The sequence below is a fragment of the Campylobacter concisus genome, assembly GCF_002913545.1.
Lineage (GTDB): Bacteria > Campylobacterota > Campylobacteria > Campylobacterales > Campylobacteraceae > Campylobacter_A > Campylobacter_A concisus_AV.
The window spans coordinates 89,232-109,748 of sequence record NZ_PPBR01000124.1; the positions used below are offsets into that span (position 1 = coordinate 89,232).

The 20,517-nt window shown below is 40.5% G+C and carries 20 protein-coding genes and 1 other RNA gene; 3 read left to right on the top strand and 18 right to left on the bottom strand.

The genetic code is table 11. From position 1 onward, the window contains the following. Positions 1-5: 5 nt before the first annotated feature. From folK to aroQ, 3 genes are read right to left on the bottom strand one after another with little or no spacing between them, the layout of a single operon-like run. Complete coding sequence (gene folK, locus CYP05_RS09065) at positions 6-482, bottom strand: 2-amino-4-hydroxy-6-hydroxymethyldihydropteridine diphosphokinase (RefSeq protein WP_103642688.1); 477 nt, start codon at positions 480-482, stop codon at positions 6-8. Next, positions 479-1,504 carry a M24 family metallopeptidase gene (locus tag CYP05_RS09070; RefSeq protein WP_103642689.1) on the bottom strand — a complete coding sequence of 342 codons (1,026 nt, stop codon included), beginning with the start codon at positions 1,502-1,504 and terminating at the stop codon, positions 479-481. Before CYP05_RS09070 ends, folK begins: the two co-directional genes overlap by 4 nt. Next, positions 1,501-1,980, bottom strand: a complete 480-nt coding sequence (gene aroQ, locus CYP05_RS09075; RefSeq protein ID WP_103585720.1) for a type II 3-dehydroquinate dehydratase — start codon at positions 1,978-1,980, stop codon at positions 1,501-1,503. The genes CYP05_RS09070 and aroQ overlap by 4 nt, the downstream gene beginning before the upstream one ends. Positions 1,981-2,064: 84 nt before the next feature. Between aroQ and mqnF the strand changes: the two genes are divergently transcribed. Both mqnF and sppA read left to right on the top strand, forming a co-directional pair. Continuing rightward, positions 2,065-3,282, top strand: a complete 1,218-nt coding sequence (gene mqnF, locus CYP05_RS09080) for an aminofutalosine deaminase family hydrolase (RefSeq protein ID WP_103642690.1) — start codon at positions 2,065-2,067, stop codon at positions 3,280-3,282. Then, complete coding sequence (gene sppA / locus CYP05_RS09085) at positions 3,270-4,133, top strand: signal peptide peptidase SppA (protein ID WP_103642691.1); 864 nt, start codon at positions 3,270-3,272, stop codon at positions 4,131-4,133. The genes mqnF and sppA overlap by 13 nt, the downstream gene beginning before the upstream one ends. Positions 4,134-4,184: 51 nt before the next feature. On the opposite strand, the gene CYP05_RS09090 is transcribed toward sppA, so the two are convergent. From CYP05_RS09090 to CYP05_RS09100, 3 genes are all read right to left on the bottom strand, one after another. Further along, positions 4,185-4,934: a WG repeat-containing protein gene (locus CYP05_RS09090; RefSeq protein ID WP_103642692.1), complete on the bottom strand. Its 750-nt coding sequence runs from the start codon at positions 4,932-4,934 to the stop codon at positions 4,185-4,187. An 88-nt stretch (positions 4,935-5,022) separates the two neighbouring features. Further along, positions 5,023-5,381: a transfer-messenger RNA gene (gene ssrA, locus CYP05_RS09095) on the bottom strand. Between the two features lie 30 nt (positions 5,382-5,411). Continuing rightward, complete coding sequence (locus CYP05_RS09100) at positions 5,412-5,816, bottom strand: phosphorelay protein (protein WP_103642693.1); 405 nt, start codon at positions 5,814-5,816, stop codon at positions 5,412-5,414. 85 nt (positions 5,817-5,901) lie between these two features. Between CYP05_RS09100 and panB the strand changes: the two genes are divergently transcribed. Next, complete coding sequence (panB, locus tag CYP05_RS09105) at positions 5,902-6,717, top strand: 3-methyl-2-oxobutanoate hydroxymethyltransferase (RefSeq protein WP_103642694.1); 816 nt, start codon at positions 5,902-5,904, stop codon at positions 6,715-6,717. Positions 6,718-6,792: 75 nt separating this feature from the next. Here panB and CYP05_RS09110 read toward each other — a convergent pair whose 3' ends face one another. The 12 genes from CYP05_RS09110 to CYP05_RS09165 form a co-directional block, all read right to left on the bottom strand. Next, the gene (locus CYP05_RS09110; RefSeq protein ID WP_103642695.1) at positions 6,793-7,680 is read right to left on the bottom strand and encodes a cache domain-containing protein; all 888 of its coding nucleotides are present in this window, start codon (positions 7,678-7,680) and stop codon (positions 6,793-6,795) included. Continuing rightward, positions 7,673-8,044 (bottom strand): HIT family protein, encoded by a 372-nt coding sequence (locus tag CYP05_RS09115; protein WP_103642696.1) that lies wholly within the window; start codon positions 8,042-8,044, stop codon positions 7,673-7,675. The genes CYP05_RS09110 and CYP05_RS09115 overlap by 8 nt, the downstream gene beginning before the upstream one ends. Positions 8,045-8,058: 14 nt before the next feature. Then, a complete protein-coding gene (locus CYP05_RS09120; protein ID WP_021090070.1) occupies positions 8,059-9,099 on the bottom strand; it encodes an AI-2E family transporter in 1,041 nt (346 codons plus the stop codon). A gap of 200 nt (positions 9,100-9,299) precedes the next feature. Next, positions 9,300-10,379 carry a cytochrome C gene (locus CYP05_RS09125; RefSeq protein WP_103642697.1) on the bottom strand — a complete coding sequence of 360 codons (1,080 nt, stop codon included), beginning with the start codon at positions 10,377-10,379 and terminating at the stop codon, positions 9,300-9,302. A gap of 23 nt (positions 10,380-10,402) precedes the next feature. Beyond that, the gene (ruvB, locus tag CYP05_RS09130) at positions 10,403-11,413 is read right to left on the bottom strand and encodes a Holliday junction branch migration DNA helicase RuvB (RefSeq protein WP_021086590.1); all 1,011 of its coding nucleotides are present in this window, start codon (positions 11,411-11,413) and stop codon (positions 10,403-10,405) included. Positions 11,414-11,462: 49 nt separating this feature from the next. Continuing rightward, on the bottom strand, positions 11,463-12,569 hold the full coding sequence (locus CYP05_RS09135) for a HAMP domain-containing sensor histidine kinase (RefSeq protein WP_103642698.1): 1,107 nt from the start codon (positions 12,567-12,569) through the stop codon (positions 11,463-11,465). After that, positions 12,553-13,221: a response regulator transcription factor gene (locus CYP05_RS09140; protein ID WP_009294240.1), complete on the bottom strand. Its 669-nt coding sequence runs from the start codon at positions 13,219-13,221 to the stop codon at positions 12,553-12,555. The genes CYP05_RS09135 and CYP05_RS09140 overlap by 17 nt, the downstream gene beginning before the upstream one ends. A gap of 90 nt (positions 13,222-13,311) precedes the next feature. Then, positions 13,312-14,247, bottom strand: a complete 936-nt coding sequence (gene nrfD, locus CYP05_RS09145; protein WP_103642699.1) for an NrfD/PsrC family molybdoenzyme membrane anchor subunit — start codon at positions 14,245-14,247, stop codon at positions 13,312-13,314. Beyond that, on the bottom strand, positions 14,240-14,803 hold the full coding sequence (locus CYP05_RS09150; protein ID WP_012140133.1) for a 4Fe-4S dicluster domain-containing protein: 564 nt from the start codon (positions 14,801-14,803) through the stop codon (positions 14,240-14,242). The genes nrfD and CYP05_RS09150 overlap by 8 nt, the downstream gene beginning before the upstream one ends. Positions 14,804-14,812: 9 nt before the next feature. After that, on the bottom strand, positions 14,813-17,086 hold the full coding sequence (gene phsA / locus CYP05_RS09155) for a thiosulfate reductase PhsA (RefSeq protein ID WP_103642700.1): 2,274 nt from the start codon (positions 17,084-17,086) through the stop codon (positions 14,813-14,815). A 302-nt stretch (positions 17,087-17,388) separates the two neighbouring features. Next, positions 17,389-18,732: an anaerobic C4-dicarboxylate transporter gene (locus CYP05_RS09160; protein ID WP_103642701.1), complete on the bottom strand. Its 1,344-nt coding sequence runs from the start codon at positions 18,730-18,732 to the stop codon at positions 17,389-17,391. Positions 18,733-18,823: 91 nt separating this feature from the next. After that, complete coding sequence (locus tag CYP05_RS09165; RefSeq protein WP_103578073.1) at positions 18,824-20,224, bottom strand: aspartate ammonia-lyase; 1,401 nt, start codon at positions 20,222-20,224, stop codon at positions 18,824-18,826. Positions 20,225-20,517: the final 293 nt, after the last annotated feature.

The following is a 20,517-nucleotide window of genomic DNA, read 5'->3' on the forward strand; positions in this document are numbered from 1 at the left end:
ATCCTTTAACCTCTCATAAGCCCTAGTGGCACGATCACGCTAAGTCTCTTACCAGCCCCTGGGTGCGGCACGATAAGGCGCGGCGTCTTATAGACTTTTTTACTAAAATACAAAATATCCAGATCAAGCGTGCGTGGCGCATTTTTAAACGTCCTCACGCGATTAAATTTACTCTCATAGTGCCCTAAAATTTTTAGCAAATTTCTAGGGCTCATAGATGTTTGTAAATTTATAACAGCATTACTAAAATCATCCTGCGCTTCGTAGCCAAACGCCGCATTTATAAGGATCGGCGAGACTTCAACCACATGAAAACGCCTATCTTCACTAATCGCTCTTATAAATTTATCAAACCTCTTTGCGCTATCGCCGATGTTGCCACCCATGCCAACTAGCGCCTCATACTTAAACTCATCTCTTTTTTGAAAAAAACTAGGGCAAAAACGGCTTTTTACGATCTTTCTTGCTCCAGCTAGCCTCATAAAATCTCGCATCCACCTTCTCTTGCGACCACCACGTCCTCGATGCGCACGCCAAATTCATTTTCTAGATAAATTCCAGGCTCCACACTAAAGACCATGCCCTCTTTTATGAGCATTTCGCTCCTTGCTGAGATGACTGGAAGCTCGTGTATATCGACGCCCACGCCGTGTCCTGTCGAGTGAAAAAAGGCCTTTTCATATCCAGCCTTTGCTATCACACTTCTTGCTGCAAGGTCTATCTTGCACGCCCTAACTCCAGCTCTAGCGACCTTTATCGCGGCAGCCTGAGCCTCTTTTACGATCTCGTAAATTTCTTGCATCTTGGCGTTTTTAAATTTTTGCTCCTTTGAGAAGTTAAAATTTTCATCAAAGCAAGCAGTTCTGGTGCGATCAGAGCAGTAACGCTTAAATTTAACCCCAGCGTCAAGCAGCAGCAAATCGCCCTTTTTTAAAATTTTATCCCCAGGCAGTGCATGCGCCTTTGCGGCATTTTCGTTTATCGCCATGATAGGATCAAAACTAAGACCTAGCTCATTTTTTTGCCTAAAGATAAGCGAGGCGTTGAAATGAAGCTCTTTTTCGCTCATCCCTTCGCCATTTTCACGCACAAATTTAGCAAATTCATCAAAGCATTTGGCTCCAAATTCGCTAGCCTTTTTTAAAATTTTTATCTCATCTTCGCTCTTGCAAATTCTCTTTAGCCTAGAGAAATTTGCCTTTGGCTTGAAATTTATCTTAAATCCCTTGCTAAGCGCATTAAACTCGCTTAAACTTAGCTCATCAGGGTTAAAAACGAGGCTGCTTGGCTTCATCTTTCTTAAAAATGCTCTAACCTCGCTTATTAAATTTCTCTGCGCCAAAAGAACGACCACGCCTGCATTTACACAGCTTTTTGCCTCGAAATAATACCTAGCGTCCGTGAAAAAGTATTTCACGTCGTCAAGGCATAGCAAAAACTCATTGTCGCAGCTGTAGCCGCACTCGTAAAATACGGCGTTTTCGTCCTTTAAGATGAAATTCATTGTGCTTTTTGATTTGCTCTTACTGCTTTGATTTGCTCAAAAATTTGAAGCATGCCTATCATCGCCAAATGATAGCCAACTGGTCCAAAGCCCACGATCTGACCTGCTGCAACTGGTGCGATGAGGCTTTTGTGGCGGAACTCTTCTCTTCTATAAACGTTGCTGATATGCACCTCGATAACTGGCAGCGCAACCGCACTTAGCGCGTCACGGATAGCGATAGAGGTGTGAGTGTAAGCGGCTGGATTTATGATGATGCCATCAGCTTCACCCAAGCACTCTTGGATCTTATCGACTAGCTCGCCCTCAAGGTTGCTTTGAAAAAACTCGATCTCAACGTCATTCTGATCGGCAACGATCTTCATTTGAGAGTGGATATCCTCCATCTTCATAACGCCGTAAATTCCTGGCTCTCTAGCGCCAAGCATGTTGATATTTGGGCCTTGGATAACCATTATTTTTAGCTTCTTATCCATGTCACTCCTTTTTGATTAAATAGCCCAAATTATACATTTTCGTTCCTAAATTTTCGCTACAATAACAAAAATTTAAGGCTAGAAATGGAAATTTTAAAAGCAAAAAAGATCATCACTGGCGGAGAAAATCCAAAAATTTTAAGAAATTCTTGTGTTGTTCTCAAGGACGATAAAATTTTAGAAATTACAAGCGAAAAAGAGGCGCAAAAGAAATTTAAAGATGCGAAAATTTGCGACTTTGGTGAGAGCGTGATCGCCCCAGCGTTCGTAAATACACACGTTCATTTGGAGTTTAGCTCAAACGTTAGCACCCTAAAATATGGTGACTTTATAAAGTGGCTTGGCTCTATCGTTGATAAAGGCGGCGAGTTAGCTAAGATGGACGCTAAAAAAGCGATGAGTGAAGCCATAAATTCGCTGTTAAAAAGCGGAGTTTGTACCATTGGCGAGATATCTAGCTTTGGCTCGGAGCTTGAAATTTTAGCCGCTAGCCCACTAAAAGTCGTGCTTTTTAGTGAAATTTTAGGCTCAAATGAGCAGATGGTTCAGCAAAATTTGCAAAATTTCTTAGCTAAATTTGAAAAAACAAAGGGCTATAAAAGTAAAAATTTCACCCCAGCTATCTCGCTGCACTCGCCCTACTCTGTGCACCCAAAGCTCGCCAAAGCTGCCCTTGAGATAGCTAAAAAGGATGATCTTCTTGTAAGCACACACTTTTTAGAGAGCAAGGCTGAAAAGCAGTGGCTAGAGCACGGCAGCGGTGGCTTTAAAAAGCATCTTTTAAGATTTAGCCCTGATCCAAAGCCTATGTATGATAAAGAGGGCTATTTTGAGATGTTTCGTGAGATAAATACGCTATTTACGCACTGCGTTTATGTGAGTGATTTTGCTAAATTTAAGCCTCATCACAGCGTGACACACTGCGCCGTTTCAAACAGGCTACTTGGCAAAAAGGCGCTAAATTTAAAAGAAATTTTCAAAAATAACGTCAGTCTAAACATCGGCACAGACGGCCTTAGCTCAAATATCAGCCTAAATTTCTGGCATGAGCTACGAGCCGCCCTATTTACCCACGCTAGCCTTGATCTAAACGAGCTTGCCACTAGGCTTTTTGTCGCTGCAACGCATGGGGGCGCAAAGGCGCTTAGGACAAATAACGGCGAGATAAAGGCTGGACGCGCTGCTGATCTTGCCGTCTATAACGACCTAGAGTGCGATGATAGCGAGCTAATACTTCAACTCATACTTCATACAAACGAGGCTAAAAAACTATATATCGGAGGCAAAATTTGCAAATTTTAAGGCTTATTTTTAGAGGAATTTTGGGAATTTTTAAATTTATAAATAACTACTTTAAGGCGCTCATATTTTTACTCATCTTATTTTTTATTTTCGCGCCAGATGGCAAGATGAAAGAGCCAAATTTAGCCCGCATAGACATCACCGGCACGATAATGGACACTAGCGAAATTTTAGATGCGCTCGAAAAAGCAAGGCTGGATAACAACATCAAAGGCGTGCTACTCTACATCGATAGTCCAGGCGGCGCGCTAAGTCCAAGCGTGGAGCTAGCTATGGCGGTCAAGCGACTAAAAGAGAGCAAAAAAGTGCTCGCATACGCTGCTGGCAACATGGCAAGCGGCAGCTACTACGCTGGCGTAAATGCCGACACTATCGTCGCAAACCCAGGCGCTTTCATAGGCTCCATTGGCGTCATCATGCAAGGGGCAAACATCGAAAATTTAGCCAAAAATTTAGGCGTGAGCGAGCAGGTGGTGAAGGCTGGCGAGTTTAAAGAGGCTGGCACCTTTATGAGGAGCTGGAGCAAGCAAGAACGTGAGAGCTTACAAGGGCTCGTAAATGACGCTTACATGCTCTTTGTAAGTGACGTGGCGGAGGCTAGAAATTTAGATATCAAGAAAAAAGACGAGTGGGCAAACGCAAGGGTCTTTTTGGCGCAAAATGCCCTAAAAATGGGGCTAATAGACAGCCTTGGTAGCTACATAGACGCTCAAAATGAGCTAGCTAAAATAAGCCTCGTAGATGAGCCCGTCTGGCAAGAAAAACCGCAGCTAGAAAAGATAATGGAGAAATTTACAAAGCAAGGCATAAACTCACTTTTTAACGCATTTTTCGAGACAAAGCTTAGATAAAAAACCAGCCAGACTAAATTTAACTGGCTGGCAAAGCTTTTTATAGCTAGCCTATCTGAAATTTCCTTCGCTATCTACAAAAAGATCTCGCTCTGCTATTTTTATCAAAAAAGTAGTTTCATTTATCCTTTGAAGCACCTCAAATTTACCATAAATGCTATTTTTGATAACGATACTAAAGTTTTCATCCAAAAGTCCAAATTTATCACCTAGCCGTGATAAGTAGAAAGTGTTATTTGACCTGTCTATAACCTTATCAAACACCTCCATTATCTCATTTTTGCTTTTGTCAAAAATGACAGAGTATCCTTTGGTGTTTATATATCCGTACTTGCCATCTTTTTGAACAGGAGCAAAGCCTTCGTTAAAATAACCAACATCATCAAATTTACACTCTACGATCTGCTCACCTTTGGTGTTTATATAACCCCATTTGCCATCTTTTTCAACAGCAGCAAAGCCTTCTTTAAAGTCACGAACTTCATTAAATTTACACTCTACACCTTTGGTGTTTATACATCCGTACTTGCCATCTTTTTGAACACGAGCAAAGCCTTCGTGAAAGTTATGAGCATAATCAAATTTACACTCTACGATCTGCTCACCTTTGGTGTTTATATATCCCCATTTGCCATCTTTTTTAACAGCAGCAAAGCCTTCGTTAAAACAATAACCAACATCATCAAATTTACACTCTACGATCTGCTCACCTTTGGTGTTTATACATCCCCATTTGCCATCTTTTAGAACACGAGCAAAGCCTTCCTTAAAGTTATCAGCATAATCAAATTCTAAAAACATATCCCTCTCCTTTGTTTATATGAGTTGTGTTATTTTAGTTTATATTATTTTAAAAAGTAAGTAAAATTAAGAGAAATTCAAAGTAAGATGGTGGAAGCGAGGGGGATCGAACCCCTGTCCAAAAACAAAATCCATACAGCCTCTACACGCTTAGCAAAAGTGAAAATTTCATCTAAAAAGGCTCACTTTCCAAAACCAAAATTTAGACTAAGACTAAAATTTCAACTAGCAAGCAGTCACTTTGCTAGCCTACTCTAGCTAAATTACTCGCTTACATCCTAGCTAGAATGAGACAAAGCGAGGCTCAACTGAACTTACGCAGCTTTAGCGTAAGCAGGAGCGAAATTAACGTTGTTTGCGTTTAAATTTAATTTGAGCTTTTTACGCTTTGCTCAAAGCGACGTGCCACCGTACACACTCTGCTCCTGTCGAAGCCAAGTCGCTCCCATAAAAAATGAAATGGTTTAGTTGGATTGTTTAGTCAAGCTTTGCAGGTACGTCAATGATCTTTGGCTCAAGGACGCTAAAATACTCTAGGTCTCTCTCGACGTCGCCTTTGTATTTATGAAACTGATCGCTAATAAGCAGCAACCAATCTATAAATTTATCATTTGCTGGACCTTTTAAGCTTCTAGCCTCTTGAGTGACCTCTTCAGCCAAAGTCGTTAATTTCAAGATCGGGTCAAGATGCATAAAACCTGCTGCTGATTTGATATTGTGAAAGATCCTAGAAAGCTCTAAAATGCTCTCCTTATACTTGTCAGCTCTTCCTAAATTTATTACCAAAGGCTCTAGTAAATCGCACATCAAGGTGTAGTGAGAGAGAAACTCCTCAACTATATCGTAAGAATAATCGACTTCAAGCCTTTTTAATATACCCATTTTCATGTCCTTAAGAAATTGGCGTAATTGTAGCAAAATTTTGATAAAATTGTTAGCATTATCACAAATTTTACCGGACTTAGCCATGAAAGATGAAAAAATCGCAAAGAAAAAACTAACTATAAATGATATAAAAAATAAAAAAGGCATCGAGCCTATCGTGATGATAACCGCCTACGATGCGCTTTTTGCGAAGATTTTTGATGATTATGCTGATGTGATCCTTGTTGGCGATAGTCTAAATATGAGTTTTAATATGAAAGAGAGCACGCTAAGTGCTGATATGAACACCATGCTTTATCACACAAAGGCTGTTTGTACCGGTGCTAAAAAGACTTTTATCTTAGCTGATATGCCATTTGGCAGCTACACAAACGAAAAACAAGCGATCAAAAATGCGATGAAATTTTTTAAGCAGACAAATGCCGATGCTGTGAAGCTTGAAGTTGGCATGCATCAGGTAAATTTAGTAAAACGCCTCTGCGAAGAGGGCATAAACGTGACGGCTCACATCGGACTAAAGCCGCAGTTTTTTAAATTTGAAGGTGGATATAAGATAAAAGGCAGAAGCGAGTTTGAGGCAAAAAGGCTAGTTGAAGAGGCTTTGGCGTTTGAGCAAGCTGGTGCGTTTGGCATACTGCTTGAGGGCACGCTTAGCAACGTAGCAAGCGAGATAACAAGGCAGGTTCGTGTGCCAGTTGTGGGCATAGGCTCTGGGGCGGACGTCGATGGGCAGGTGCTTGTCTGGTCTGATATGCTGGGATTTTTTGAGGACTTTAAGCCTAAATTTGTTAAGCGCTATCTTGACGGAGCCGCTCTTGTGCGAAAGGGCGTGCAAAGCTACGCTAGCGAAGTAAAAAACAAAATTTTCCCAAGCGAAGAGTTTTCGTATAAGGGTTAAATTTATACTCCAAATTTATAAAAATTCTGCAAAAAGCTCTAGCAGCACCAAAGCGCTAGAGCAAAATTTTTAAATTTAAAAAAGCTCTTCTGATTCAAGATAGTTTTGCGAGATGTTTCGCTCTTTTTCGTCGGTATTTACATGAAGGACGTAGTAGCCTATCTGCGTGTTACTAGCATCAAGTAGTGGCACAACGCAAAAATAGTGCGTCTTATATACGTAAAATTCATACTTTTTAAGGTCGATATCGCGCAAAATTCCAACTATATTTAAATTCGCACTGCTTAAATTTTCGATGTAATAATCACTTAAAATTTGATCACTTGGCACGCTTTTGTGTGCTGGCATCTTATCTTTTGATAGGAGCACAAAAAGGTCGATACCTTGCGTTTTATAGAAATTTCCAAGTGAGTCGTAGTTTAGCAAAACCTCGATGCTACCGATGTTTTTGCCCTCATGCATCACATTTGAAACAGCCCTTATATGCACCCCCGCATACCACGCCTCGATGCCAACCATGGGCTTATTTTGTCGCCTTGACTCTTGGACTAAAAACCTACCACTAGCGATCATGTCGCCATATCTGTTTAGATCCCAGCTTCTTACGTAGCTTTTTAGATCTTTGTCGTAAAGATGAAGCTTGATGTTGTTATACATCGACGCTGCGCCAAGAGTTTTGGTTAAATTTTCGATGTTTTTTACGCATTCGTCGCGGTTTTGACCTAGCAAGCACATCTGCACGGACTCATTTTGAGCAAGCAGGATCGAGATCGCCATTGATGAAAATTTCGCGTCATCAATGCTTTTGTTTAGCTGCTTTACGTGGTAGTCAAAAAAGACGCGCATATTATTTTGCTTTTTTTCAACCATGTATGAGCTATAAAGAAAGTAAAATAGGCTACCAAGCAGCGCAAAAACGACTAAAACGATATAGATATTAAAATATTTTTTGTATTTACTCAAAACTAAGCCTTAGTTTTTTTTCTAAAAATTTAGCAAATTCGTCAAATTTAGGTAGCTTAAGCTCACTTTTTCTTTTGGGGCTAGCCCAAACGCTATCTGGAAAAAATGCATCATTTTCAAATCTCGCAATGACGTGAATATGCACGTGTGGCACGTAGTTTCCAAAGCTTGCGATGTTTATCTTAGTTGGTTTATAAAACTCAAGCATAGCCTTTTCAGCCACCAGCATCGCCTCAAAAAGCCTAGCTCTACTCGCTTCGTCACAATCACTTAGCTCGCGGTAGGGCTTAGCTGCAAAAATTTTCACCCACGGAAGCTCGTTCTCTTCGCGCTCAACTCTTATAAATTTATCTTCATATATCATATTTTGCCCCTATTTTATACGAAATTTCTCTCTCGCAAAAGCGTGTAAAGCTTGATCGTTGAGATAAAAAATGTCACGATCGCAGGTCCAAGTATCACGCCCCAGAAGCCAAACGTCGTGATACCAGCGATCATCGCAAAAAAGATGAGTAGCTCGTTTATCTTTGTTGGTATCTTGACTAGTTTTGAGTTTATAAATTTAATGACAAGCGGCTTTAGCAGCGTATCAGCGCCAAATGAGATCACGATGATGGTGTAAAGCGCGATCGTGATAGCGGCTGCTGTGTTGCCATTTGCAAACTCATAAATGCTAATAGGCGCCCATGCCAAAAAGCCACCAACGACTGGGATGAGTGAAGCGAAGCTAAAAAATATGCCAGTTAGCACGCCGTCATAGCCGTAAAAACTGGTGACAATGGCAAATAAAAAGCCCTGGATGATCATATTTGCGATGGTTGAGTAAAAAACGACGCCCATCACGTTGCCAACCTCGCTAAGTATCGACTCGGTGTCCTCTTTTTTAAGCGGAAGCGCCTCTTTTAGGTAGTTTATAAGCTCGTTGCCGTAAAGGTTGCAAAAGAAGAAAAAGACTAGGATGATGATCATATCAACGCCAAATTTAAGGCTTAGTTTGCCTAAATTTGCAAGATTGGCAGCGACTTGCGAAAAGAGCATCTTGATATCAAGCCCGCCTATAAATTCCTTGATCTTTGGCTCTAAGAAATTTATCGACTCTGGCAGGCTAAAATCATAGTTTTTAATAAATTCAATAGTCTTTGTAACGTTGTTTATATCAAAGCCAGCTGCGTATTTTGCTATCTCGATGACGGCGTAAAGAAGAGGCGCTATAAATAAGCATAAAAGCGCAAATGTCGTAAGACCTGATGAGAGCGTTTTGCGGTTTTTAGTAAGCGCTAAAAATGCGATCTGCACGTTTGCAACAGCCACCGCAAGCAGCGCTGCGATAAAAATGTCAAGTAAAAATGGTTTAAAAAGATAGACCACCAAAGCCAAAGCACAAAACGCAAAAATTCCAAAAAACAGCCTGTTATTCATCTCGCTCCCTTAAAATGGGGTAATTATAGCAGATTTATCAAAGCTACTCATTTGCTCGATAAATTTACTAAAACGCTTTGGCGCCAAATTTACAAAGAGCAGGCTTTTGGCATTTTTAGCCTGCCACCGCTTAATAAATTTAGATAAATTTATGCCTTACGTAAATTTTCTAGCTCGAAAGCTCCTATAAATTTAGCCTTTTACGTGCACTGAAAATTTGCTCCGACAACCTCACACTCATCACAAATTTGCATATAGATCGTGCCCTCGACGTCCGCCAAAGCACCAAAAGGAATTTGTGCTAGATATTTCATCGTTTTACCGCATTTTGGGCATGCTAGATGCTCGGTGTCTTGCAGCCACTGCGGATATCCGCCAAGTAAAATTTCACTATCTATCATATATGAGTAGTGAGCGCAAACCTCGCTGGCGAGCTCGAAATTTTGCCCATCAAGCACCGCCACAGCCTCTCTTACATAGTCCTCGCTCTCACCCTCGCCTACTGTCTCTGTTTGCACGCTATTGCCGTCATTTTGGCAAAAATACTGCACAAAGCCCACGCATGTCGGGCAAAATTTAAGCACAGCGTCATTTTTAAGCTCTAGCCCAAGTCGCTTTAGGCTCTCTTTTTTGATTGTAAATTCCAGTATCTCGCCGTTACAAAATTTACATTTTTCATCACTTAGTGCTTTAAATTTAACGCTTGCCTCTGCGCTTTGGCATGGCTGGCAGGTAAAACACCTATCAAAAACTATGCTTCTTCTCTTGCCGCTGCTATCAAAGCTCCAGCCAGCAACCTGCGCGTATCCATCCATATCAACGTGAAGCTTTGCCTTCCAAGGCTTTGGCGCATTATAGAGCTTAAAAAATAGCTCCCTCACCACCTCATCGCCCTGCCACGCAAGCGCACAGAGGATGTGATTTGTTTTTACAGTGTTTTGGGCGCCATTTAGGCTATTTATAAGCTCGTCTCTGACGTCACTTGGGGCATTTTTGTAAATTTCAAATGGATAGTACTCGCCCTGCTTGGTCACTTCTCTTATGATCTGCTCGTCGCAAATGCCATGCAGGTAGAAAATATAGACAAGATCGCTATAAATTTCATCATATTTGCCTATCTCGTCTACGTGAGCTAGGACATTTTTTAGCTTTTGTTTGATCTCATCTTCATTTAAATTTTCATAAAACTCCAGCTTCTCTTTTTGCCTGCACCAGTAGCAGATCCCGTCAAAGTAAATCGTCCTTTGCTTGCACTTAGGACAAAGATGTGGCTCGCTCATTTTTGCTCCAAATTTAAATTTCGCTACTCAAAAAGCCCTTTTTCGATGTCGATCTTGACGTTAAAGGTCTCAAAACACTTCGCACTTGCGATCCTGCCCTTTGCTGTGCGCTCGATAAAGCCATTTGCAAGCAGATATGGCTCGATGACATCCTCAACCGTGCCCTCGTCCTCGCTAAGTGCCGCTGCGATCGTGCTAAGCCCCATAGGACGGCGCCTTGCTTGCATCAAAATTTCTAAATACCTAATATCCATCTCGTCAAATCCAAGCGAATTTACACCAAGTGCGTTAAGTCCCTCTTTTGCGCGCTCGTGGCTGATGATTAGCTCGTCATTTACCTCGGCAAAGTCGCGAATTCGCTTTAATAATCTAAGGGCGATCCTTGGCGTGGCACGTGAGCGTTTGGCGATCTCAAGCGAGGCGTTTTTATCGCACTCTTTGCCAAGCTTGGCAGAGGCGATCTGCACGATACGGCTTAGCTCGCTGCTTGTGTAAAACTGCAGCCTAAAGTCCATCCCAAAGCGGTCCCTTAAAGGCGCTGAGATCATACCAGCACGAGTGGTCGCGCCAATAAGCGTAAATTTTGGCAGGTCTATCTTGATAGTCTGTGCAGCCGGCCCTGAGCCTATGATGATGTCTAGCCTAAAATCCTCCATCGCAGGATAGAGCACCTCCTCGATAGCTGGGCTTAAGCGGTGTATCTCGTCGATAAAAAGCACGTCGCCCTCTTGTAAATTTGTAAGGATCGCCGCAAGATCGCCACTCTTTTCTATCATCGGCGCTGCGGTCATTTTGATGCTTACGCCCATTTCGTTTGCGATGATGTGAGCAAGGGTGGTTTTACCAAGCCCTGGAGGGCCGTAAAATAGCACGTGATCTAGGCACTCATTTCGCTTTTTGGCTGCTTTTATAAAGACGTCTAAATTTTGCTTGATCTTTTCTTGACCGATGTAGTCTTCAAATTTGCTAGGTCTTAGCGAGACTTCAAAGTCATTTTCAAAGCTTACTTTTTCGATTTCAACGATTCTATCCAAAGTTTTTCCTTCTAAATTTAAGGCTTCATTTTACGCTTTTATGCTTAATCTAAGCTCGTTTAAATTTATAGTAAAAGGTGCTGCCCTTGCCATAAACGCTATCAACGCCGTATAAAATTTCATGTTTTTGGCAAATTTCACTGACGATATTTAGCCCAAGGCCAAAGCCGCCTTGGATTTCATCCTCTCTGACGTATCTTTTCCAGACCCTTTTTACGTCCTTTATCCCCTTGCCAAAATCCTGCACGCTAAGATTGATGCGCTCTGCTTCAAGCTCTAAATTTACTATTATCTCGCTCTCTTTTGGGCTGTATTTTATAGCGTTTGTGATGGTGTTATCGATGATGCGCTGAGCCTCGACCTTGCTTAGCATAGTAAATGCCTCGTTTGCTAAATTTGTCTTTACCACGATGTGCTTGACATCAGCCACGCTTGAGAGAAATTTCACTCGCTCTTTAACGTATTCGCCTAAATTTAGCCTCTCAAGTGGAAATTTAATGTAGCCTCGTTTTATGAAGTACTCGACATCTTCATAGGTTATTTGCATCTGTTTTAGAGCGTTTTTGATGCGTGTTATATACTTGTTTTCAAGCCCTAGCATCTCAAGGTTCATGCCAGCTACGCCAAGTGGGGTCTTTAGCTCATGCATAGCGTCGTTAAAGAAGTTGTTCATATACTTTTGAAACTCTTTATAAGGCTTAACGCTGCTTAAATATAAAAAATAGACGATAAAAAGCACCGCCACAAGGATGACAAGCAGCATGATGGCTGTTAAAAAGATGTTCTTTTTGTTATCAAGCTCCTTTTCTACGACGATGTAGTAAGGGGTCTTATCTTTTATAAAAAAGCTCTTGTAAAAAAGATATCCGCCCTCTTCTAGGGTTACAAATTTAAAGCTACTTGGCTCTTTGCTAAGCGTTGAGATGACTGGTTTAAAATTTACGTCGTAAATCGCAAATTTATACTTTAATGAGCTAACTATATTTTCGTTTTTGAGAAATGCATTTTTGATGATGGTTTCATGCTTCATAGCGCCAAAGAGAGCCTTTGAGCTGCTATTTTTCTGACTTAAATTTAAGATCACAAAGCTTTGAAAGCAAAAGAGCGACATTATGACAAATGTCGCTATGATCTGGATCTTAAAGCTCTTGTGCATCTATCTTGTAGCCTATGCGCCTCTTTGAGATGATGAAGTTATTGTTTGTCTTGTTTCTTATCTTTAAAACGTGCATCCTTATATCAGCGCCCTCGATCTCTTTGTCGTTCCAGACAAGATCTCTAAGCTCCTCCATGCTGACGTAAGAATTTAAGTGTGAAACCAAACACTCGACCAAAGCGACCTCTTTTGCGCTAAGATCAACCATCTTGCCATCTTTAAGTAGCACACGTTTATTTAGATTGAAGCTAAACTCGTCATTTATCTTTACTATGTTTTTATCATCAGTGCCATAGTACTTTCTCATAAGCTCAGCAACTCTAAATTTAAGCTCAGCTAGCTCAAATGGCTTTTTTAGATACTCATTACAGCCAAGCTCGTAGCCAATCGCCATATCATCTATATCAACCAAAGATGTTGTTATCATGATAGGAGCGTTTGGATTTAGACTTCTTATATACTTGATAACTTCGTGACCATTCACTCCAGGCACTTTTATGTCGAGTATAAAAAGGTGATAGAAATTTTTCTCTATCAAGTCGCAAGCCTCTTGACCGTCGCTCACCGCTGTAACTTCATAACCAAGCGTCTGCAAAAACTCACAGACGCTCTCTTGAAACCCCAAATCATCTTCTAAAAGCAAAATCTTCAAAATGCTCTCCTAAAAAACAAACTTTAATAAGATTTTTATCTATTGTAATACTTAATAGGTAAATTTCAAATTAAAATTCTTTTTTAAGTATTAAATAAAAATTTGTCCTGCATAGACTATGTAATATCTTAGTAAAAAGACACCACAAATGACTAAAATAGCGTTTAGCACGGCAAATTCGCGTTTGAAATCATGCACCTTTAAAACGCTTAAGTCTAAAATGATAGGCACAGCCATACCAAGACCTATGACGCCGATGTAAAACATCAGCCCAAGAGAATTTGCACTAAGTGCGTTTGCTACGCTCTGCGCACCACTTGCGCTTGCACCTTTTACAACCATGAAAAGAGCAACTATCAGCAAAAACTCAACTATTATCGCTAAAAAGTCAAATTTTAATAAAAAGTGTGCAGTTTGGTTTTGCTGCCTCTTTTCATCTTTTAGCACACCAAGAAGCAGCGTAAAAGCACCAGCACAGCTTAAGCCAGAGACTAAGAATAATAGTGGCAAAACTGGCGTGTTCCAAAGTGCGATCTTGTGAGCTGCGCTTAGCAAAAAGCCTGTATATGCGCCAACGCCGATGCCTAAGATGAAAAGCAAAACTCCAAGCAACCCTGAAAGCTTGCTAGCTATATTTGCAACCACGTCGCAGATAGAAATTTTAAGTGACGCGATCTCATTTTTAAACGCGCCAACTGCGTATATAACGCTAAGAGGCGTATAAACTAGAAGCAATGCAACGCCTATTGACATAACTGAGTCAAAGTTGTAAAGCAAGAGTATCCAGTAAAAGCTTAGCGGTTTGCCAAGATCAAGCACCAAAAGAGCAAGTCCAAGGATGATCGCCACTGGAGCGATAAGGGCGGCTGCTTTAAAGTAGTAGTTATCCTTGCCAAATTTATTTGAGATAAGCACAGCAACGATGCTAGCACCTGCACTAAGTCCTGCTAAAAATAGATAAAAAGCTATCGGCCAGCCCCAGTAAATTTCTGTGTATTGAGCTAAGCTTCCTGACATGTTATTCATGGTGTGCTCCTTTTGTATTTGCGATCATTGCAAGTGAAGGTTTTGTGTTTAACTCCGCTTTTGGCAAGTAGTATTTGCTCTCTTTTAGTTTCTTTGAAATTTTAGAGTTTTCATCATTTACGTCGCCAAAAGTTAGGGCATTTGTAGGGCAGACGCTAACACAAGCTGGCTCTTTGCCCTCTTCTAGCCTACTCTCATAGCAAAATGTGCATTTGCCTATCTCGCCATCTGGCAAGACGTAGCGAGCGTCGTATGGACAGGCTAGGATGCAGTACTTGCAACTAACGCAAATTCTGTGATCAAGCAGCGTCACGCCATCAGCCGTTTTAAAGCTAGCGCCAGTTGGACAAACCTCAACACAAGGTGCATCTTCGCACATAACACAGCTTTGACGTAAAAAGTCAGTCTTTAAATTTGGAAATGTCCCGCTCATCTTTGCATGCACCTGCAAGCGGTAAAGTCCCCTTGGCACGTTGTTTGCACTTCTGCAAGCTACCGAGCAGCCTTGACAGCCGATGCATAAATTTTCATCATGTATCATCATATATTTTTTCATTTTCTATCCTTACGCTTTACTTATGCTAACGCCAACATTTGTAACCATAGTCGCAGCCACCGGACCCTCAGCTGGATCAAGAAGCACGCTTGTGTTAAGTCCCACGTGATCTATACTCTTAAGGCCTGGCGTGATGTGTCCAAAGCCGTGATAGATAAAGAGCGTATCTTCTCTAATGCCCTCAGTCACCATAAGCTTGCCCTTTTGCTCGCCAAATTTATTTTTGACTAAGACCGTGTCGCCGTCACGTAAATTTTGCTTTTTGGCGGTGTTTGGATTGATCCAGATAGGGCTATCGCTCATAAGGTCATTTAAAAATGGCACTGCCTGAGTGTGGCCGTTGGTATGAATAGGCGTTTTGCCGCAAGTTAGGCAAAGCTCGTGTCCGTCAAATGTGTCCATATCTTTATCATTTAGCGCGCCATATCCTGCAAACTGAGCCTCGACATCAGGCAGATATAGCTCTATCTTGCCACTTTTTGTTTTAAGCTTAGCCATATCGTCCATTAGGCCATTCTCGCCTACAAATTTAGATGCGACTGGATATTTAGCGATAAATTTATCGATCATACCTTTTTCTCTAAACAAAATTCCCGGCTCGTCCCACGTGATAAAGCCATCTTTTTCTAGTGCGGCAAGTAAATTTACATCTCCGCCAGCTTGTTGCATCCTAAACTCGCGTATGTCGTTCCAAGTGTAAAGCTCATCTATCTTCATGCGGCGTGCTAGCTCTCTAAAGATAAATGCCCCATCTTTCGTGTCGCCAACTGGATCGACGACTTTATTTCTTATCATATAAGCTGGCTTTAGTCCCGACTTGTCCTCTATGCCCTCGTCACGCTCTAGGTAGCTGCTCTCAGGCAAGATGACATCAGCAAAGGTTGCCATATCGTTTAGATAGACATCGCTTACTACGATGAGCTCAAGCTTCTTCATCGCCTCTATGCTCTTCATCGTCTCAGCTACGTTTATGAGGTGGTTAAAGCGGATGTTAAACCACCCTTTTATGGCGTAAGGCTTCTCGTTTAAGATAGCGTTATCTATATCCATCAAAACGCCATGTTTTCTGCTTACAAATTTATGCGCTCCAGCCTCGCCAGCAAAGTCTAGTCTAGTGACTTTTGGCACTTTAAATTTCTCATCTGGATTTTTAAGAACTGGAAATTTATCCTCGCCAACTAGCTTGTTAAAGGTCTTTGCGTTTTTGCCACCAAAAAGACCGCCCTTAACCTCCCAGTTGCCCATCATCGCATTTGCCACCATGATGGCTTTTGTCCTCATGTATTCAGCTCTTGTGGTGGTTGTCTTATGCCCAAAATCAAAAATAACTCTTGGAGCAGCTTTATAAATTTCATCAGCGATGCGTCTAACATCACTTGCTTTTATGCCAGTGATTGTCTCTTGCCATTCAGGCGTTTTGCCCTCTACGCTTTTAACGATCTCATCAAAGCCAGTTGTAAATTTTTCTATAAATTCTTTATCGTAAGTGCCATTTTGTATCCAAGTGTTGATGAGCGCTAGCACAAAGGCAAGGTCAGTGCCAGGTTTAACTGGTAGCCACTCATCAGCTTTTGCAGCTACAACGCTAAATCTTGGATCAAGCACAAGTAGCTTTGTATCCTTGCTAGCTGCAAATTTAGCAAGCTTTTTAGCATCAGCTATGACGATGCCTTCAAAGAGGTTGTGACCAAAATTTACAACGTATTTTGCATTTGCAAAGTCTCTTTTTAGCTTAGCGATGCCATACATCTGCTCGCAGACCATTTGATAGGTGATCGGACAGCATGAAAAGTGTGAAAAGCAGTTTGGCGAGCCATAAGCTGAGGCAAAATTTACCATTAGCTTGTGTGTTTGCGAGCTTTTACAGGTAAAGACAAAGCTTTCAGGGCCATACTTTTGCTTGATGTCAAGCATCTTTGAAGCGACATAGTCAAGTGCCTCGTCCCAGCTAACCTCGCGCCATTTATTTTCGCCTCTCTCACCAGCTCTAATTAACGGCTTTTTGATCCTATTTTCATCATAGAGCTGGCTAAGTCCTGAGCCGCCTCTTGCACAAAGAGAGGTTGCTGTGCCACCAGCTTTTGGATTACCACTTAAAAAGCGAACTTTGCCATCAACGACTTTTGCTTCGATAGGACACCTTGAAGAGCACATCTCACAAAAGCTATGAACGTGCTTTTCGCCTCCATTTGCAGCACCTTGCAAAGCACCACCTGACAGAGATGATGCAGCTGCACTAACTCCTGCACTGAATTTTAAAAATTCTCTTCTATTTAAGCTCATCTTTCTCCCTTTAAAAGAAATTTTACTTTTTGTTATTTTATTATTTAAAGTTGAAACTAAAATTAAATTTTATTTAATAATTTTTTTTAATTTTTATATTTTATAAAATGTGAGATTAAATATCAAAATAGAGCAAATTTTAAAAATGATAAATTAAGATGGATTAAATTTTAGCGCGATTTTTGTGTGATTTATAAAAGTGAAAAATTTAAATTTAAAAAGAGATATTATTTAAGGATTTGATATAAAAAATTGAAATTTAAAGTGGATTAAAAAAGCCGAGAGAGATCTCGGCTTAAGTTTTATATAAGAACTGGAGCTACTATAAATCCAAGGATAACTGATAATGCAACCATTATAGTTCCTGGGATGAAGAATGAGTGGTTAAATACAAATTTACCAACTCTTGTAGTTCCTGTATCGTCCATCGCTATCGCACCTAGTGTTGTAGGATATGTTGGCAATACAAATAGACCAGAAACTGCAGCAAATGAAGCTACAAGGATCCAAATTTGACCTGAATTTTCAGGGCTAGTCATACCAAGAGCAGCAGCAACAGCAGGCATCATAACCTTTGTTGTAGCAGCTTGTGAGTATAGCAAGCAGCTTAAGAAATAAAGCGCAACAGCTAGGATAAATGGATACTGAGTAACGAAGTCTTTTGCAACCTCTTTGATAGCGTCAAGGTGTCCATTAACAAATGTTGTACCAAGCCATGCGATACCAACAACGCAGATGCACGCATTCATACCACTTTGGAAAGTGCTAGTTGATAGAAGTTTGCCTGTCTCAACTTTACAAGATACTGCTATCGTAAAGCCGATAGTTAGCATAAAGCTAATGATAGCTGCATCTCTTGAAAGGATAGGTTTTTCTACAAGACCTAAGCTCTTTGAAATGCATAGTGCATAACAAACTACGATCAAAACGCCAATCGCAAAGATAGCGACTGATCTTTTTGCGTATGGTTTTGGCTCGTGATATTCAGCAGCTTTAACCTCTTCAACCAAACCTTTTGCAAGTCTTTCTTGATAGATAGGATCTTTTGAAAGGTCAAGATCGTAAAATTTATTGATGATAAACGCAGTGATAATCATCGCTACAAATGTAGTTGATATACAAATAAATAGCAACACTGGATAGCTAACACCTAGCTTTTCACATAGACCACTCATAGCAACAAACGCAGCTGAGATCGGGCTTGCAGTGATCGCTACTTGAGAAGAGACAACTGAAAGCGCAAGTGGAGCTGAAGGTTTGATATTTTGAGTTTTTGCAACCTCAACGATAACAGGGATCATAGAAAACGCAGTGTGCCCAGTACCTGCAAGGATAGTTAAAAAGTAAGTAACTATCGGAGCAAGAAAGTTGATCTGTTTTGGATTCTTGCGTAAAATTTTAGTTGCTACTTGAACTAAATAATCAAGTCCGCCAGCAACTTGCAAAGCTGTGATCGCTGAGATAACTGAAGCGATAATCAAGATAACATCCATAGGGATGTCTTTCATATCGACTTTCATACCAAGCAAAGCAAGCACAACAACGCCTAGACCACCTGCGTAGCCAACGCCCATACCACCTAGTTTGACACCAAGATAGATGCCGCCAAATAGGACTATAATCTGTAAGATCAGCATTATATCCATCGAAAACTCCTTTATTAAATTTTATTACTAAAATCACCACTTAAGCGTGCCAGAATTTTGGCACGCTTTTAATAATACTTTGCTTAAATTTTTACCTAACCATGCTCGGATTTAGCATATTTTTAGGCTCTAAAATCTTATCGATCTCTTCTTTGCTTAGATAGCCTCTCTCTAGGCAGATATCGCCAACTGCTTTACCTGTTTGAAGGGCTTCTTTAGCGATGCTTGCTGATTTTTCGTAACCGATATATGGGTTAAATGCTGTTACGATACCAACTGAGCCAAGAACTGATTTTAAGCAAGCCTCAGGGTTTGCAGTAAGTTTTTTGATAGCTTTTTCAGCTAATGTTTTCATCGCGTTTTCAAGGATAAATATAGAGTTAAATAGCGCATAAGCGATGCCTGGCTCAAACGCATTTAGCTCAAATTCGCCTCTTTCAGAGCAAAGCATGATAGTTACGTCGTTACCGATAACTTCATAGCAAGCCTCGCCTACAACCTCAGCGATAACTGGATTTACCTTACCTGGCATGATTGAGCTGCCTGGTTGCATTTGAGGTAAATTTATCTCGCCAAGGCCACATCTTGGACCTGAGTTCATTAGTCTTAAGTCATTTGCGATTTTTGAAAGTCTAACAGCAGCAGTTTTAAGCGCGCCACTTACATGGACAAAGTCTGCAGTATCTTGTGTAGCAGCGATGAAGTCATCAGCTTTTTTGAAATCAACGCCAGTGATCTCTTTTAGTTTTTTAACAACTACGTTTTTGTAGTCTGGGTGGCAGTTGATGCCTGTACCTATCGCAGTTGCGCCCATGTTTAGGTATGTCATTGACTCACGAGCTGCTGTGATCTTTTCGATGTCACTTTTTATATAGCTTGCAAATGCGTTAAAAGTGTTGCCAAGTGTTGTAGGGACAGCATCTTCAAGCTCTGTTCTACCCATTTTGATGATATCTTTAAAGTCTTTTGCTTTTTTCTCAAGCTCATCTTTTAGCAAATTCATAGCAGCAAGCAAGTCAGTAAGCTTTGCATAAGTTGCTACCTTAATAGAGCTTGGATAAGTGTCATTTGTGCTTTGTCCAAGGTTTGTGTGATCGTTTGGATGAATAAATTGATACTCGCCTTTTTTGTGACCCATGCTTTCAAGTGCGATGTTTGTGATGACCTCATTTGAGTTCATATTTGTACTTGTTCCTGCACCACCTTGAACCATATCAACGACAAATTGATCTAAAAACTCGCCAGCTATTACTCTATCAGCAGCTTTTGCCAAAGCATCAGCTATCTTTGGATCTAAAACGCCAACCTCTTTATTTGCAAGCGCAGCAGCTTTTTTGATCTGCGCAAATGCCTTTACAAAGTATGGATACTCTTTTAATGTTCTACCACTCATGTGGAAGTTCTCAGTAGCCCTAAATGTTTGGACACCATAGTAAAAATCATCAGAAATTTCCAACTCGCCGATGAAATCATGTTCTTTTCTAGTTGCCATAACAGCTTCTCCTTAGTAAAAATTTGTTACCGAGTGAAATTATATAGGTATTTGAGGTTTTAAATATTAATGACTACTTATTTTTTTTAAGCTTTAAGATTTTTAGTTGATAAGACGACGTTTGGAGCAAAATTATATTTCATTTTTAAGCTAATTTTTAGGAATTTGCTTGTCTAAATTGTTATGTTACTAATAATATTACTTTTTTATTATATAAAAAGAGTCAAATTAGCTCAGATTTGTCCTACACTTTAAGTTTAAAAGCCATTTTTGAGAAAATTTAACAAAATATT